The sequence below is a fragment of the Streptomyces sp. NPDC039430 genome (genome assembly GCF_055639435.1).
Genome location: NZ_JBVKAK010000034.1, coordinates 1 through 15,742, shown reverse-complemented (window position 1 = coordinate 15,742; position 15,742 = coordinate 1). Strand labels below are relative to the sequence as shown.

At 67.5% G+C, this 15,742-nt stretch carries 10 protein-coding genes and 1 pseudogene; 9 read left to right on the top strand and 2 right to left on the bottom strand.

Annotated elements, in window-relative coordinates:
• The 4 genes and pseudogenes from ACZ7LS_RS36715 to ACZ7LS_RS36700 form a co-directional block, all read left to right on the top strand.
• Positions 1 to 189, top strand: a 189-nt coding sequence (locus tag ACZ7LS_RS36715; protein WP_385137336.1) for a hypothetical protein, incomplete at its 5' end; no start/stop codon positions are given.
• Positions 186 to 851, top strand: coding sequence for a MobC family plasmid mobilization relaxosome protein (locus tag ACZ7LS_RS36710; protein ID WP_385137335.1), 666 nt, complete (start codon positions 186 to 188; stop codon positions 849 to 851). The genes ACZ7LS_RS36715 and ACZ7LS_RS36710, both read left to right, overlap by 4 nt.
• A pseudogene (locus ACZ7LS_RS36705) lies at positions 851 to 2,624 on the top strand (relaxase/mobilization nuclease domain-containing protein). Before ACZ7LS_RS36710 ends, ACZ7LS_RS36705 begins: the two are co-directional and overlap by 1 nt.
• A 107-nt stretch (positions 2,625 to 2,731) precedes the next feature.
• The gene (locus ACZ7LS_RS36700) at positions 2,732 to 3,130 is read left to right on the top strand and encodes a hypothetical protein (protein WP_385137333.1); all 399 of its coding nucleotides are present in this window, start codon (positions 2,732 to 2,734) and stop codon (positions 3,128 to 3,130) included.
• Positions 3,131 to 3,276: 146 nt separating this feature from the next.
• On the opposite strand, the gene ACZ7LS_RS36695 is transcribed toward ACZ7LS_RS36700, so the two are convergent.
• Positions 3,277 to 4,371 carry a hypothetical protein gene (locus ACZ7LS_RS36695; protein ID WP_385137331.1) on the bottom strand — a complete coding sequence of 365 codons (1,095 nt, stop codon included), beginning with the start codon at positions 4,369 to 4,371 and terminating at the stop codon, positions 3,277 to 3,279.
• Between the two features lie 377 nt (positions 4,372 to 4,748).
• The gene (locus ACZ7LS_RS36690; protein WP_385137330.1) at positions 4,749 to 8,021 is read right to left on the bottom strand and encodes an ALF repeat-containing protein; all 3,273 of its coding nucleotides are present in this window, start codon (positions 8,019 to 8,021) and stop codon (positions 4,749 to 4,751) included.
• Between the two features lie 655 nt (positions 8,022 to 8,676).
• On the opposite strand from ACZ7LS_RS36690, the gene ACZ7LS_RS36685 reads away from it, so the two are divergent.
• The 5 genes from ACZ7LS_RS36685 (at position 8,677) to ACZ7LS_RS36665 (ending at position 15,164) form a co-directional block, all read left to right on the top strand.
• On the top strand, positions 8,677 to 9,225 hold the full coding sequence (locus tag ACZ7LS_RS36685) for a hypothetical protein (protein ID WP_385137328.1): 549 nt from the start codon (positions 8,677 to 8,679) through the stop codon (positions 9,223 to 9,225).
• Between the two features lie 203 nt (positions 9,226 to 9,428).
• Positions 9,429 to 10,178, top strand: coding sequence for a transposase domain-containing protein (locus tag ACZ7LS_RS36680; protein ID WP_385137326.1), 750 nt, complete (start codon positions 9,429 to 9,431; stop codon positions 10,176 to 10,178).
• On the top strand, positions 10,090 to 11,907 hold the full coding sequence (locus tag ACZ7LS_RS36675; RefSeq protein WP_385137338.1) for a DNA/RNA non-specific endonuclease: 1,818 nt from the start codon (positions 10,090 to 10,092) through the stop codon (positions 11,905 to 11,907). Before ACZ7LS_RS36680 ends, ACZ7LS_RS36675 begins: the two co-directional genes overlap by 89 nt.
• 31 nt (positions 11,908 to 11,938) lie before the next feature.
• Positions 11,939 to 12,985, top strand: coding sequence for a hypothetical protein (locus tag ACZ7LS_RS36670; protein WP_385137324.1), 1,047 nt, complete (start codon positions 11,939 to 11,941; stop codon positions 12,983 to 12,985).
• 529 nt (positions 12,986 to 13,514) lie between these two features.
• Positions 13,515 to 15,164, top strand: a complete 1,650-nt coding sequence (locus ACZ7LS_RS36665) for a trypsin-like serine protease (protein ID WP_385137322.1) — start codon at positions 13,515 to 13,517, stop codon at positions 15,162 to 15,164.
• The last annotated feature ends 578 nt before the right edge of the window (positions 15,165 to 15,742 follow it).

The following is a 15,742-nucleotide window of genomic DNA, read 5'->3' as shown; positions in this document are numbered from 1 at the left end:
TCCTGGCTGACCGTCCTCCACCAGCGCGGCCACCTGCACCGCGCGCAATCCGGCCCCGACAACACCTGGACCGTGCAACGAACCTGGGACAGTCGACCCTGGACCCTGCACCACTCTGTCCTGGCCATGGACTGGATCGAGGAACTCGTCCGCGAACTGCGGCAGCAGGATCCGGAGACAAGCCGGTGACTGCCAACGATCCGGAGGTCACCACGTCCGGACAGCAGCGTGACCCCACGACGGCTCCTGGCGGAGCAAGTTGTCGCGTACGACGGTCCTACGGCCCGTCGTACGCACTTGCCTCCGCCCAGGAGGGCGGAGGAAGTCCGGTTGGTCCCCGAGAGAGGGCGCACGGGGACCAACCGGACGCCCGGCACCAGGGGGCGCCGGTTGCGAGGGGAGAAGCAGACTGCTACGACCACCGCGAGCAGCCCAGCCCGAGCACGCCCGCCTTCCCCGACCGCAAGCCGCGCCGCCGAAGCCGCAACCCGAGCGAGCGCACCCGCAAGACGACCACCCGCTTCTCCGACACCGAGAAGGCCGAGATCGTCGCCGCCGCAGCGCAGCGCGGCATCACCGTCGCCCGATTCCTTGCCGCTGCCAGCCTCTCCGCCGCCCGCGGTTCCACCACCTTGCACATAAACGAACAACTCGGCACCGCAATAGACGAGTTGGCCGCCCTGCGTACAGCGCTCTCCCGGGTCGGCAACAACATCAACCAGATCGCCTACGTTTACAACGCAGGAGGACAGCCCCGCCCCGGCGAACTCGACCACGCCCTCACGACCCTGACCCGGCTCCTGGCCCGCATCGACGACACGGCCGACGCGTTGGTGAAGAAGCGACTCTGATGGTCCCCAAGATCCGACGCGGCTCACGAACCCACGGCTTGCTCGTCTACCTGTACGGCCCCGGCAAACGCGACGAGCACATCGACGCCCATCTCGTCGGGAGCTGGGACGGCTTCGCCCCGGACCCCGGACGCGACACCAGCCCCGACCCCGAACCCAAGGTCACCCTCGCCCGCCTCTCCGCAGCACTGGACCTGCGGGTCAAGCAGGCCGGCACCACGGCACCTGCCCAGCACGTCTGGCACTGCTCGGTCCGCACCGACCCCGGCGACCGAAACCTGACCGACGCCGAATGGAACACCGTCGCCCGCCGCCTGGTCCACGCCGTCAACCTCGCCCCTGAAGGCGACCCTGATGGATGCCGCTGGGTCGCCGTGCGGCACGCGGAGGACCACATCCACATCGTGGCCACTATGGTCCGAGGCGACCTGCGCCGTCCGAGGATGAACTACGACTTCAAGAAGGCCCAGGCCGAGTGCCGTCGCATTGAGAAGGAGATGGACCTGCACCGGCTCAGGCCCGGCGACGGCACTGGAGCCAAGTCCCCCACCAGCGCAGAGCGTTTCAAAGCCGAGCGAACCGGGCGGCCCGAGGCTCCTTGTGAGACTCTCCACGAAGCCGTCCGCCAAGCCCTCGCCGGGGCGGCCACCGAAGAGGAGTTCTTCACCAGGCTCCGCGAGGCGGGCCTCCGTGTGAAGATCCGAAACGCCCCGTCCGGCGACGCCATCGGCTACAACGTCGCACTTCCCGGCGACCGCAACCGCGAGGGCACACCGATCTGGTACCCCGGCTCCAAGTTGGCCCCCGACCTCTCACTCCCCAAGATCCGCCGCCACCTGGTCGACGGAACCGCTGACCAGACGATGCACCCGGCGGCCACCAGCGGCCGACCGGACTGGTCCCCGCCCGCCCGGGAGCGACGCAACGCCACCAGCATCGCCGAGCACGCCGCCATCATGCTCAACTGCGACGACGACGAAGCCGCAGCCCAACTGGTAGGGATCGGCGAACTCTTGGACGCGGTGACACAGACCTCCGCGGCCTCCACCCGCGCCGAACTGGGTGCTCGCCGCGCGCGCCTTCGAGCGTGCCACCCGCAGCCACGTGCGAGCGGAGCGTGCCGAGACCCGGGCGATCCGCTCGGCGGCCCGGGGCATCATCCAGGCCGGCAGCGCCCTCGGCCGTGGCGAGGACGGTGGCACCACCGCCATGCTCCTCTCCACCCTGGTCCTGGTCACGCTCGCCGCCGCCCGCTGGCATTCCGCTCGTGGTCATGCTCAGCAGGCCCACGCCTCCCGACAGACCGCCGAGCATCTGCGAGCCGCCTTCCGCCAGGCCGCTGCCACGCCCATGCAGGTGCTGCACGACCAAGGTCGCGCCCTACCAGAAGCCGAACGTCGCACCCACCAGGCCACCATCCGCGCAGCACTGCCCGAAGCGGCGATGGGAGAAGACAGCTCGTCCACGAAGACCGATGCCCTGACCGCCACACTTGCCCAGGCCGAGCAAGCAGGCCATGACCCCAAGACCCTTCTCCAACAGGCCATCGACATGCGAGAACTCGACACCGCCGAGGACGTGAACGACGTCCTGGTCTGGCGACTGCGCCGTCTCGCCCAGCTCCCCGCTCACCCGGGCAAAGCGACCCGCCGCCCACAGGCCGGGACCAGCCAGCCCAAGACCTCGACCAATCGCACCAACAACCGGACGGCGCCCACGGCAGCAACTCGTCTCACCGTCTCCGACCCACGAAACCGCCCACCGCGCCGCTGACGAGAGTCCGGCAGGCTGGTCAACCGGCCCGCCGGACTCCGAGAAACCCCTGGACAACGCGTTCCACCGGCTGTTACGGATGGAAACAGAAGGACCTCGACTGGGAGATGACGCTCGTGCTCAGAACCACCGACCACCCCGCAGAGCCGACACCCGTGCTTCCCGTCCTCCCCGCCAGCACCGATCCCCTGCTGCAACTCGAGTACGAGACGCAGCCTCCCAGCGGCCTCGGCGCGACGCGCTGCCTCAGCCACCCGCGTGAACTGGTCCTTCGCGAGATCCCGGTGATGTGCACGGACTGCCGTGCCCGGCGCGACTGGCTGCTCATCAACCACGGTCGAAACGTCTGGGTCTGCTGCCGCTGCAGCAATCAATGGCTCGAACCCGAGATCAGCCGCGCCGACTTCGACGCCCTGATCGCCCTCCCGGGGGCCTACCTGAGTGTTGAGCAGGGCCTGATCGCGCTCGGCTTCGACGGAGTCTTCGCCGGCATCTACCTGGAGTAGCGAGCGGCATTGCAGCGGATGCAACAGCAGCATCCGCTCGCCGCCGGCTCTGTTCGCCCGAAGGACGGCTCCATTTCCTGGGCCGCCCTTCGTGTTCGCGAAGCCAGAGGGGTCGAGTGCGGCGACCGGACTGCCCAGAAGATGCCTTACGACCGCGTCGCAGTGCGGCATCCTTCGTCCGAGGTCGTAGTCCGCTCGCTCACCGAGGTGCTGCGGTCGTACGGGTCGACCTCGGGACCCGCGCCCGTTCCCGACTCTTCCGTGCCGAACGGAGGAGTGAGGTAACCGGTGGAGTTGTCGCAGCCCCCGTTGGTCATGTCAACCTTGTACGAGACGAGGGAGAGGGTTCCCGGCTTGGTGATCACCTTCGAGGGGTCGTCCCAGCTCAGCACCACTTCGCGCCGCACGATCGTGCGGACGACCTCGTCGCCGCCCGCTGCCGGCGCGACCGGGTACACGTACGTGACGTCGCTGGTCACCTGGAGCGCGCCGCGCTCGCCCTCCCGGTACGTGATCCGGCCCCGGGTCTTGACCACGTCCCCGATGAGACGCGCGTGCGAGGTGTTGAACCGGCTGAAAAGCAGCAGCGGGTCGTTCTGCTCGCTCGGCGCGCGGAACGCCGTCTTCAGGAAGGTTCGGACGTCTTGTTGGTGAGGGTTGATCAGCGCGATCGCCTTTCCGGGGTGCCCGCCTCGCAGCACCCCCGGATCCAGACTTGCCGCAGCGAGGAAGTCCCGGGTCTGCTCCAGTGCCCGCCCCACCTGCGCCCGACTCATCCAGCCCGTCGCTCTGGCCTCCGGCACCATAATCCCATCCGTGCCGCTCGACCAGCGAGCCGCAGGTGAGCCCCTGAACGGCTCACCGAGCGTGGGCCGTCGGACACTCTCCACAGGAGGTGCCTGGTTCGGGCGCTCCGACTCCACGGCGAGCGGCGTCTCGGTCCGGTCGTCGTCGCCGAACCACCCGACCACTCGCCCCGGATCCAGCGCCACAACCAGCAGTGCCACCGAAGCCAGCAGTCCGACCGCGTACCAGCCCTTCCTCCGACTGGGCCGGGCTGGCGAGTACGTCCGCCAGCCCTCCGCGCCCGCAGACTCTCCTCGCAGCCGCTTCGCCACGATCCGGGCCCGCGCCGACGGTTCTTTGGGAGCGCCCGCCACACCGGTCATCGAATCCTGGAGAAACCGCTCCCACTCCTCGTCAGGCACTGACGAACCGCTCCGCTCCCCACCCGCGTTCACACCGAACCCCTTGCCTTGTGAGCCGCTTTGACCCTTTCCCCGGGGTCGCGTTCCGTATGCTGCCACAGCGACTACTGCGCCAACTTCCCAGCGTAAGACCATTATCCTGCCGGGCCAGTGAGTTCGGGTAGGGAGAAATCACTCGTCGCGGGATGGGTGGGCGAACACCGGTGCGGTCCCGAGTCGGTAGCTTGAGAGGACGCCCTGGCGTACGTCAGCGCGCTGACACATCAACTCTGACTTCCGAACGACGATCCGTGTCATCCGCCCGGATCGCCGAATCGCCCGTCCGGACGCGTGGGGTCGGCCGACGGGCGATTCAACGGCCCTGGCAGACGAGGCCTGGGCCGTGGTGGCAAGGTCGGCTGAGTCGGCGGTCAGAAGATCGATGACAATCCGCTGGTGATCGAGGACACGAGTTCCTTGCCTTCCTCCGCGACCTTGTTGACCACCGGGGAGATCACTTTCTTAGCGGCCGGGACCAACCACTTCGACTGGCCGCGGGTGAAGACGTTCAGTGCGGTGCCGATGGCGGAATCGTAGAACTCGCCGCTGGAGAAGCCGTGTTCGATGCCGGTGAACACGCTGCTCAGCGCGGCAGCGCCGAACGAGATGGCACCGAAAACCGCCGCGCCGGCGGCCAAGGGCGGGAACGCGAGAGCGGCCAGGCCGAGGCCGACAGCGACGAACCCCGTTCCGATGCTGATGTAGCTGAAGGCATCGGCGTAGAACTGGGCGTCGTTCCACCACTTGTCGTTGTCGCCGTTGCTGCCGTTGGGGTTGACCTGGTCGTGGGTCTTGCTGTCGGCCGGGTCGCGTCCGTTCTCTCGGTCCTGCTTCGCCTTCTCGGCGGCCTCGCGTGCGGCCTGCGCGATCTCGGCCTGGCGCATCTGGGTGGCGATGGAACGGGCCTCGCTGGCCGCAGCCGCCGCCGCGTTCGCGTCCTGGCCGGCGGCGAGCGCGGACTGGCGAGCACTGGCTGCGGACGCCTGGGCACTGTAGGAGGAGTTCAAAGCCGAGCGGGCGGCGTCGATGGCTCTGTTCGCCGAGTAGTTCGCTGACCGGGCAGCTCCGCGGGCGGTTGCCGCCGCCGTCTTCGCCTGGTTCGCCGAAGCCTGGGCGTCCGCAGCGGACTGGTCCGCGGCATCGGCATTCTGCCGTGCCTGTGCGGCGTAGTCGTCGGCCTGCTGTGCCGAGTCCAACGCCTTGTCTGCCCACTTTTGCGCCTCTGCGGCGGCCTGGTGGGCGTCCGCCGCCGCCTTCGACGCCAGCGCCGCGTTCTTCTGCGCGGTGTGGGCGATCTTGGCCGCGGCCGCGATCGCCCCGCGGATCGCGGCGATATGGGTGGCGGAGTCGTGGTCGAGCTGTGCCGCCGTGTACTGCACGACCACGACGAAGTTCCTGCGCATCCACGTCGGTCCCTCCAGGGCGACCTCCGCGTACGCCTTGGTGTACTCGCCTCCGGTGGCGACCGAAGTCGAGGTGGTGACAGCGTCGTCCTCCCGTACCGCTGCGGGGTAGGCGCGGTCGAAAAAGTCCTGAAGGGCCTCCGGGGTGTTCGCGTCGAGAGCGTCGTTGGCCGCCTTGGTAACGGCTTTGCCAGGCTTCTGAGTGAGGATGCGAGCGATCTGCACGCGGTTGTCGTCCTGTGAGGCCCGGATCACCCCGGAGGTGATGAAGTCGCCCACTGCCACGGAATCGGAGCTCTCCAGAGCAGCCTGTGCCGCCTCCGCGATGGCGGGGCTGGATATCTGGGCGATGTAAAGAACGGTTTCCCGGTCGTCCTGGTGCTGGGCGATGGCCCGGTCCAGGTCGACCCAGGAGAGTACGTCATCGTCGCTGCCGGCCAGCGTGAACTGGGCCGCCTCCCGCGTCCACGCGCCCTTGGCCCCGAGTAGACCGGTGGCCGCCTTGCGGCCCAGCATGGCTGCGAGTGCTAGGTCGCCATCCTTCCACAACGCCTGCTCGGCTTGGCTGACCAGGTCCTTGATGGCCTGTTCGGTCTGTGCCTCCTGGGTGCGCTTGTTCTCGTACGCAGCCCGCTCCTCCGCCTCGAACTGGGACAGCAGCCGGGCCTCGTCCATTGCCTGCAGCTTGTCCTCCCGCAGCCGGGCCAGCTCGGCCTCCCGCGCTGTCTGCTCCACCGCGAGGGCGTTCTCCACGGCCTCGGTCGCGGTGTTGGCCGCCTTCACCGCCTCGGCGGCATGGGCGGTGGACTTGTTCGCGTAGTCGATGGCCTGGCCCGCGTACTTCACGGCCTCGTCGGCAGCGTCGGCCGCCCTCTCCGCGTGGTCGGCGGCAGAGTTGGCGGCGTCTCGCGCGGTGCTCGCAGCGGAGGCCGCCGTGGTGGCGAGGGCCTGGGCGGTAGAGGCGGCGTTGGTGGCGCGGTTGGCGGCGGCCGTCGCGATGTCGGCCTGGCGCTTGGCCTCTGCGGCCTGCGACTGGGCGATACCGGCCGAGGCCGCGGCCTGCGCAGAGGCGCTGGCGGCGGCAGCGGCGTTGCGGGCGGCGGAGGCAGCCGAGGAACCGGCGCTGGCGGCCTGTGCGGAGGCGGTCGCCGCATAGTCAGCGGCCTTGGCTGCAGAGCGGGCCTTCGCGGCGGAGTTGCGGGCGACCATGGCGGCGTTCTTGGCCGCCTCGGTCTGCGAGGCATCCTTGGAGGCTGCGATAGCGGCGTAGTAGGCGCGGGACGCGGCGGCGCCGGCGGTCGACGCGGCCTGAGAGGCAGCGGTGGCCGCCCAGGAAGCCCGGCGGGAGGCGGCCACCGCGGCGTTGGAGGCGTTGATGGCGTTGCGGGCGGCATTGGCCGCGCCCTTGGCCGCGCTTGCCGCCTTGCCGGCGGCGGCCGCGGACTTCTGCACGTCCTCCTTGGCGGCCGCTGCCTCGGCCGCGGCCTTCTCCGCCGCTGCCTTGGCCTCCTGGGCGGCGGCCTGGGCCCGCTCGGAGCTCTCGACGGCCAGGTCGGTCTCGGCCTGCGCGCGCTTGCCCTCCCGCTCGACGACCGCGACGAGTTCCTCGATGGTCGCCGCCTCCTGGTCGCGGGCACGGGCGATGTGCTGGCCGGTGTCGAGGAACCACTGGACGTCCGACGCCGTGCCACTCAGGGCACGGTCCGAGTACTTGCGCACCTCGGACCCGCCGTTGAACAGCATGGTGGAGACCTGGACCCTGGCATCCTCGAGGCGAGCGGTGTACTGACCTTCGGTCAGGAAGCTCTCCAGCGCCTGCTGTGTGTCTGCGTCCAGGGCGGAGGAGGCCTCCCGCTGGACCGCCTTGCCGCCGGTGGACGACACGGTGGAGGTCGCCACGCGCAGGTCTTCCAGGAGAGCGGGCCTGAATCCCTCCTTGAGGAAGGAGGCGATGGAGCTGTCACCGTTGTCGAGGGCAGCGGACGCTTCGCGGCGTATGCCCTTGCCGGCATGGGCGAGGGCGGTGGAGATGGCGACGCGGTTGTCTTCCAACGTCACCCTCGGCAATGTCTCGGCGAGGAAGGTTTGGACCTCGGTATCGGTGCCGTAAAGGGCGTCGGCCGCCGCTGCCTTGGTGGCCTTTCCCCCCGTCATCCATGCCTTGACCGCCTTCGCCCGTTCGGTGTCCGGCAGGGCGAGCGGATCGGTCGCTTCGCCGTTCGTGGTGACAGCGCGGGCCATGGGCGCCAGCGCCACAGGGGCGGCAGCGGCAGCCGTGACGGTGGCGAGGGCTCCGAGGAGACGGCGCCGACTCCAAAACATTGTCTGCATAAGGGATGTTCTCCTCCTGAGTAGGTGCCCGTGAGACAGCTCAGTGAGCACTCATGCGGCAGGCTCCGGCAGGCCTGGGCTGCCACCTGTGCACGAACAAAGCACATGTGCTGCCCGCACATTGAATCGAGACGATACCAACACCCTTTCAAACAAGCATCAATCAGTACGGCAAGAAGAAACATCACAGCGCGACATAGCCCGTGGCGAGTTGTCCAATTACTTCAGAAAAGGTGGCCGGAAGATCTTCACGCATTCTTCACGTATGGTGTACAACCTTCCTGAGGAGTGTCTGAGATCACAACCAGGCCTAGAATTTCTCCTGTTATGAGAGGGTTCGCAAAGTAGACAAAGATCAAAATGCAAGATTCCATGGTGAAGACGAGGTGCTTCCAGAGCGAGGGCGAATTTTTCTCTCAGTGCGCCACACTGAAAAGGGAAACCGTCGAAAGGTCAGGCCCGCGCTTGAAGGGGGAGAGGGTTCTATTTGCATTCCGGTCGGCTTCAAGCCCTCTTCAACCACGTCCCGGCCGATCGACCGGAACCGACGACTCTAAGGATTGTGATGAAGGCGCGTACCGCGAATGCGGAAAAGCCGCAGCGGAAAAGATTCGTAGCAGGCACTCTCGGTACCGCGGCCGCCGCCGGTGCCCTGGCGTGGATCACGCTGGTGGGTGGCGTCCCCACCGGGGCCGGCGCCAAGGCCGAGGCCGTCATCCCCGTCGCCGATGAGGCTCCCGGCTACGCTATCGAGGACTTCAACTACCCGCAGGCCGACAAAATCCTGGCGGAGCGGAGCATCTTGCTCAAGCGCGGTGACGGTCACATCACGCTGGTCGACTGCGCAAGCGGCACCGGCTTTCTCGAGGTCATGGCCCGCGAGCACACGGAGAAGATCTGCTTCAAAGTGGTCGGCAACTCCGGCTGGCTGACCCTGGAGATCCCCTCGGTCCACGCGATAAGGGGCAACGACTACACCACGCAGGTCGACATGACCGTCGGCACCGAGGAGAAGACCTTCGACATCAGCAAGAACACCTGGACCGGCGTGGGCGAGAGCGCGGACGAGCAGGGGCGCGACTACATGCTTGTAGAGATCAGGACCACCAGGTAACACCTGGTTAGTGCCCACATGTCCGTCGCGCTGCGGTCCCGTGAACACCGTTCGACAGCTGGAACAAGCTGATCGGCTCCGACAACAACTGGCCCCTCTGCACCAGCATCAGCGGTGCCCCCGACAACCGCCGCCTGCGCACCAACTGACCTTGTACACCCCGGCCGTCGAGTGAACGTTTCTCTGATCGCATCGCTCTCGGAGTGTTAACGCGTGCGTTTCCGCCTGCTTTGGTGGACGGGGTGGTGGCGGAGTGCAGGCGTTCCGAGCAGCGTCAGCGGCTCCTCTCGGCGCGGGTGGTAATGCATTTCGTGTTGGCCATGTGCCTGTTTTCGGGGCAGGGATTACGAGGAGGTCGGGCGTCTTCTCACGCAGGGTCTGGAGCACGAGCGCTGCTGGGCCAAGGGGTGAAAGGTTCCCACAAGCGGAGCGATCGGGTGTGCGCGGCTGCGGCTGGGGCCGGAAGCGCTGAAGTCGTTGTTTGCCCAGGGTGTGCCTGCCGGTGGGGCCGTCCCCGAGGCTGCGGGTGCCTGGTTTCGGTGGCTGCGGCTGGTGGCTGTGGACGGGACGACGTTCGATCTGCCGGACACGGAGGCGAACGCCAGGTGCTCTCCTGGATGTCCGGCAGTTTTCCGCTGTCCGAGGGCACTGCTGTGCCGGTCCCCATTGCCCCTTACCCGAAGCCATCGGGGCACCCACGCCAAAAGGAGAGGTATGACGATCATGCATGCGATACGACCTGGATGGCCCGGACGAAGACGTGCCCGGTCGACTGTACTGGCCCTGCTGACCGTGGTGACGCTGGGGCTCACCACGACCGGCATGAGCCCGGCGCAGCAGGGGGCCGAAGAGAAGCCGCAGCGGGTGGGCAGGCTCGACTCGGCGGACCTGCCGACCACCGCGCCCCTCACCGAGACCGCCGCGTTTCGGGCGGAGTCCGGGGAGCACTGTGAGCCCACGCAGGCAGGCTCGAAGGAACTCCAGGCAGGCGCCGCCGAGGCGTGCGTGAGTACGAGCCCTGCCACCGCGACACCACAGCAGAGCCGTGCCGCAGTCGCGGCCGCCGACACCGGCAGCTGCGACATCACCAACCCCGGCGCCTACACCTACAAGCGCTTCGAGTACTGCGTGACGGGGGTGAACGTCCTCTACATCCTGCGCGACAGCAACGGCAAGGAGATCGGACGCGGCACCCTGCAGGTCTCGACCAGCGCGACCCTTCCCGCGAAGGGCACAGCCTGGAACGAGCAGATCACCGTGAAAATGACGAGTGCGAGCGGCGATGTCACCGCCCTCAACGCCAAGTTCCGCGCCTCCTGCACGACCGGCTGCACGACGACGAAGACCGCGCCCTGGTACGGCGGTGACCTGACCATGGGCCAGTCCGTCAGCGGCTCCGTCGCCTACTCCTCGACCCCCGCTGCCAACACCGGCGTGGAGTTCACCACCTCGTACAAGATGTACGTGACCTCCCCGGGTGCCACGGCCGTCGATCCGAACGCCTCGTGGGACAACCCCCGCAAGATCCGCTGTGACGACGCCGTCCGGGATGCCACGGGCACCCCGTCGCCGGGCTGCGTCATCCCCACGGTCATGGCCGTCGTGCCGATGAACGTACAGGGCTCGGATCCGGGTGGCGCGGTGGCCGCCTATCAGTGGGCGCAGCAGAACCTCATGGACGGCTGGGGGCGGAACAGGCCTCTGACAAGAGAGAAGAGCGGAACGGCCGACCGTACGGGACGCACGTGCGGAAGCGCGGGTACGGAGCCCTTCCAGGCCAATACGGACCTCGTCGAGACCGATACCTGTGGCGAATTCCCCTTTGCCGAGGCCAAGGAGGGAGGAATCGACGGCGCTCGGTGCGTCGAGGTGATCCCCAATGCCAGCAGCGGTGGATGGGACACCTACATCCTTGGCGACAGTCGGGATCTGGATCCCGCCGCGCCCTGTGTGCGTGCCCATGTCCCGGCCGCCGAAAAGCAGTTCGCTGACGGGAAGCTCACCGAGGGCTTCGAGAACCAGCGGGTGATCGACGCCGAGCAGTTCAAGGTGGAGTTCACGACGCCAGCCGCTGTCCCGCAGGCCTCCTGCCTGGCGAGTTGGCCGACTGGTGCGCTTCCCTCCGGCGACGGGTGGATCAAGAACACCACCGAACCGGTCGCCCACGTCAACAAGACCACCAACCCGCCCGGTCCGGCCGGCACCCGGCCGACCATGGCGCAGGCCTGCCTGGGGAAGACGCTCGGCAAGGGCAAAGAAGCCACAGGAGACATCACCGGCTGGCAGGACGCGCAGCTGTTCGCCCAAGCGAACCCGCCCATAGTCGGGCAGGCCCGGTGTCACCTGATCGCGAACATTCTCGGCGGACCGGGCAGGATTCGGGACGGCGGGCAGAACAACCTCGTCCCCTGCTGGCAGGTGGGGATGAACACCGGTACGCCCAGCATGCGGACCTACGAGTTCGAGGCTCAGAGGACGGTGGCATTGGACTCCTTCGGGCCGAACGACGCGATCTTCTACCAGGTGACGCCCGTCTTCCGGGATGCCACCAGCACGATTCCGGTGGGAGTAACGATGAGCGCTAACATCGAACGGGCGAACGGAACGATGGCGCAGCTGTTCCCCAACGTCTACGTCCCCAACACCCAGGAAAACACTGGGCTGCTCAACCTCGGAAACTGATCTCAGCCAGTTCGTGCCTACGGGAGCCAGTATGAGTCGCACCACCCCGCCGCGGCCGTTCGACGTCACCGCGCTCTTCCCTCAACTGGCCCCCCTGGCACGCACGGCGACTCGGCTGCATCCCCGCCCCGGGTCGCCATCACCGCACGACAGCTCCGTCGGCGGGCCGTTGCTGTGGCCCGCCGACGAGCCGTGGCCGCACTGCGAAGGACAGCACGAGTGGGATCGGGTGAACGCGGCCCTCTCGCCGGAGGACGTACGGCTGTGGCGTCGTAACCGGGCGGAATCAGCAAGTCGGCGGCGCCGCGATCCTCAGGGGCCCTGGGCCACCCCCGAGGAGCTGGCGACCGAGAAGCAGATCATGGTCGGCCGCCCTTGGCCTGAGGGCCCGATCGCCATGCTGCCCGTCGCCCAGCTGTACGCACGCGACATCCCCCTGCTGCGCCCGCCCGGCCAGTCCGAAGCCGATCTGCTTCAGGTGCTCTGGTGCCCCTTCGACCACCCGGCGCACCCAAGGACTGCACTGTTCTGGCGGTCCGCCGCGACCGTAACGGACGTACTCGACGCACCGCCCGAGCCGCCCGCGATCCAGTTCCCCACCTATCTGCCGGAGCCGTGTCTGCTCACACCGGAGCAGGTCACCGAGTACCCCAACTATCTGGAGCTGAGCAAGGAGCTGCAGGACCAACTGGGCGACTGGAGCAGGTGGCAGGCGGCCGGATCAGCGCTGGACAGCTCCTACGAGGTCGCCCCGGAGGAGCTCTACATGGACATGTTGTCCATCTCCCCCGGCTGGAAGGCCGGTGGCTGGACCCGTTGGGGCCTCACCGATCCCATACCCCGAATCTGCTCCGCATGCAGCACCGAGGCGATCCCGCTGCTGACGATCGCCACCACCGAATGGGACGACGCCACCGAGAGCTGGGCCCCCGAAGAGGACCAGGCCAACCCCACGCCGCTCCTCCCCGGTACTCCTCCGGCGAACTTCACCATGATTGACCTCGCCCGAGGCTACGACCTGCAACTCCATGTCTGCCCAACATCCCTAGATCATCCGCACATTGAGCTGATTCAGTGAGGGTGCGTCATCTTGAAAGTCGCTGGTCAGCATCTCTTCCGTGAGGTTCAGCCGGGGTGCTCTTGCTGGTCGTGGGCGGCAGTCTGCGCTGAAGGCCATCTGTCGGCTGTCAGCCGCGGACTTCGAGGTTCGTCAGGACGAGCAGTGCGCGCAGGAGCTGGGTGGCGCGGGCGAGGTCGGTGCGGAGTTTGGTGAGTGTGCGCCAGTTCTTGAGGTGGACGAAGCCGTGTTCGACGGGGGCGCGTCCGACTGATGCTCCTTGCTGATGTCCACTCAGGCCCAGATCTGGGGCACAGCCACCTCCGTCAGCTCGTCGTACACAAACCCAGCAGACGACCTCGCCGACGTTGTCCTACGAAGCGATTGCGTCGCGTCTCAAAATTAGCGGTCGAGTCGTCGCGGGGTCCTGGGCGGCCAAGTTCCTTGAGCCATCCAGCGGCCGCACCATGCCGGCCATAGCCAGGGCCCCTGGGCCCGCCGATCTTACGAATGACTAGCTCGGACCCACATAAAGAAAGGTAGGACAAACATGCCTGGCATGCGTTCACGTTCGGCGTGGGCTGCCGTGTTGCTCACCGCAGCCATCTCCGCTGGCACGCTCACCGGTCTCCCAGCGCAAGCTTTGGATGGAGACGCCGCCACTAGCGGCGCAAGCACCTTCACCGCAAAGATTGATATTGGCGGAGTGCGTGCCTGTTCTGGCACGCTCATCAACAACCAGTGGATGATCACTGCTGCCAGCTGCTTCGTCGACGACCCGGCTCAAGCCACGTCGCTCGTAGCAGGAGCGCCGAAGCTCAAGTCCACCGCGACCATCGGCCGCACCGATCTCACCACAACCACAGGTCAGGTCCGGGAGATCACACAGCTTATCCCCCGGACCGACCGTGACTTGGTGCTGGCCAAACTCGCTGCCCCGGTCTACGGCCTCACTTTCCTGCACCCCGCGACGGCAGCGCCCGCCGCAGGCGAAGCCCTGAAGGGCGCCGGGTATGGCCGGACCAAGGACACCTGGGTTCCCGACAGCCTCCACACAGGAACCTTCATGGTGGGAGCGGTCGAGGCCACCACCGTGGGCATCGACGGCACCCCCATCTGCAAGGGTGACACCGGCGCGCCCGTCTTCCGGGAGACGGACGGCCGCCCCGAACTCGCCGCGATCGCCAGTACGTCGTGGCAGGGAGGCTGCCTTGGGTCAGACGAGACCCGCACCGGCGCAACCGCCAGCCGGGTGGACGACATCCGGCCCTGGATCACGGAGAACACCGCCTCCACCCTGAACGTCTGGAACCTCCAGATGCTCACCAAGACCACCACAGGCCTGTACCACGCCATGCGTAACAGCAACGGCGACTGGACCGGCTTCGGCAACGTGCAGAACGCCGCCGGTCCCATCCAGGACATCGAGTTCGCCGCCGATGCCGCCATCAAGGGCAAGAACTACGTCTTCGCCGTCGGCGGCAACGGGCACCTCTACCAGGCCAACCGACGCTCCACCGGCGGCTGGGAAGCCTTCCGCGACCTGACCGCCGAACTCGGCGACAGGTCCGGCCTCACCCGGGTGGCGGTCACCTCCACCGGCACCGGCCTCGCCCTGGTCGGCTTGGCCGGCGGGCGCGTCTACCACGCCACCCAGGACCCCAGCGAGGTTTGGACGAAGTGGGGTGACGTCAGCGCCAAGCTCGGCGTGCTGGGCAATGCCACCCAGGTCACCGTCGCACACACATCCGGCGGCCAGACGCAGGTCGGCGTCGCCGCCGACGGCAAGGCCTACCACGGCATCCGTGAATCCGACGGAACCTGGAGCGACCACTGGGGCTCCGTCAGCGGTCTGGAGACGGGACTCACCGCCAAGGTCAACGGCATGTCCTTCGCCAGCGTCGCAGGCAACCTCCAGATCGTGCTCACCGCCGTTGATGGCAACAAAAAGCACGCAGTCCGTACAGCAGACGGCGCCTGGAGTGGTTTCGGCGACCTCGGCGACGAACTCGGCCGCGACACCATCGTCGGCGTCGACGCCACCGCGGTCAACGGCGAGTTCCAGGCAGCGGTCGTTACCTCCGACGGAAAGATCAAGCACACCCTGCGCCATGCCGACGGCAAGTGGGACGCCACCGAGCAGGTCGTCGGCTACCCCGGGAATCCCGAAACTGTGGCGCTGACCGGCAGCACCGTCTGATCACGGCAACCCAGCCGAATCATTTGAGAAGGCGATTCGCCATCACTTCGGGCCTGTGCCGTTCCCGTCTGGAACGGTGTAGGCCCGCATGGCGGCGGCTCGGCGGGATGGAGACCACTTTGGGCTGTTCAAGACAGGCGAGCAGCGCGCATGCCTTTGCCAGGTGGTCGGGGGTGATGCTGAGGGGGGGCCAGGACTGGGCGGGGAGTGTCTAATAATCATGACACTCCCGGCGAGGGATCAACCGCCGAGGAGCGCCACCGACGAATCGGTGGCGCTCCTCGGCGGTTCGGCTGTGGTCAATTGCGGTTGCCGTTCTTCTCCTCAGCCCACCTCGGAAGTGGCAGCCGGGGCACTCGTCCTCGCCCTGGATGTGACCCTCGTACCACCCGTGGACGGCGGCGTGCAGGATCGCCTCCTCCACCGAGGCTTCGCCGCTGCGGACCGATGCGATGGCGTTGCCGACGACCACCCGGAGCGCAACGTTGTCAGGCGAAGGGAACGGTGGGGAGGGCATCGGCGAATCGGACGTCATGGCCGCAGCCTACGGGCGGGCACGAGCGCCAGCCAGGCGGACT

Excerpts from the sequence above, each read along its gene's own strand:
- ACZ7LS_RS36700 (WP_385137333.1), top strand. The coding sequence starts at position 2,732 with ATGACGCTCGTGCTCAGAACCACCGACCACCCCGCAGAGCCGACACCC.
- ACZ7LS_RS36690 (WP_385137330.1), bottom strand. The coding sequence starts at position 8,021 with ATGGCCCGCGCTGTCACCACGAACGGCGAAGCGACCGATCCGCTCGCC.
- ACZ7LS_RS36685 (WP_385137328.1), top strand. The coding sequence starts at position 8,677 with ATGAAGGCGCGTACCGCGAATGCGGAAAAGCCGCAGCGGAAAAGATTC.
- ACZ7LS_RS36670 (WP_385137324.1), top strand. The coding sequence starts at position 11,939 with ATGAGTCGCACCACCCCGCCGCGGCCGTTCGACGTCACCGCGCTCTTC.
- ACZ7LS_RS36665 (WP_385137322.1), top strand. The coding sequence starts at position 13,515 with ATGCCTGGCATGCGTTCACGTTCGGCGTGGGCTGCCGTGTTGCTCACC.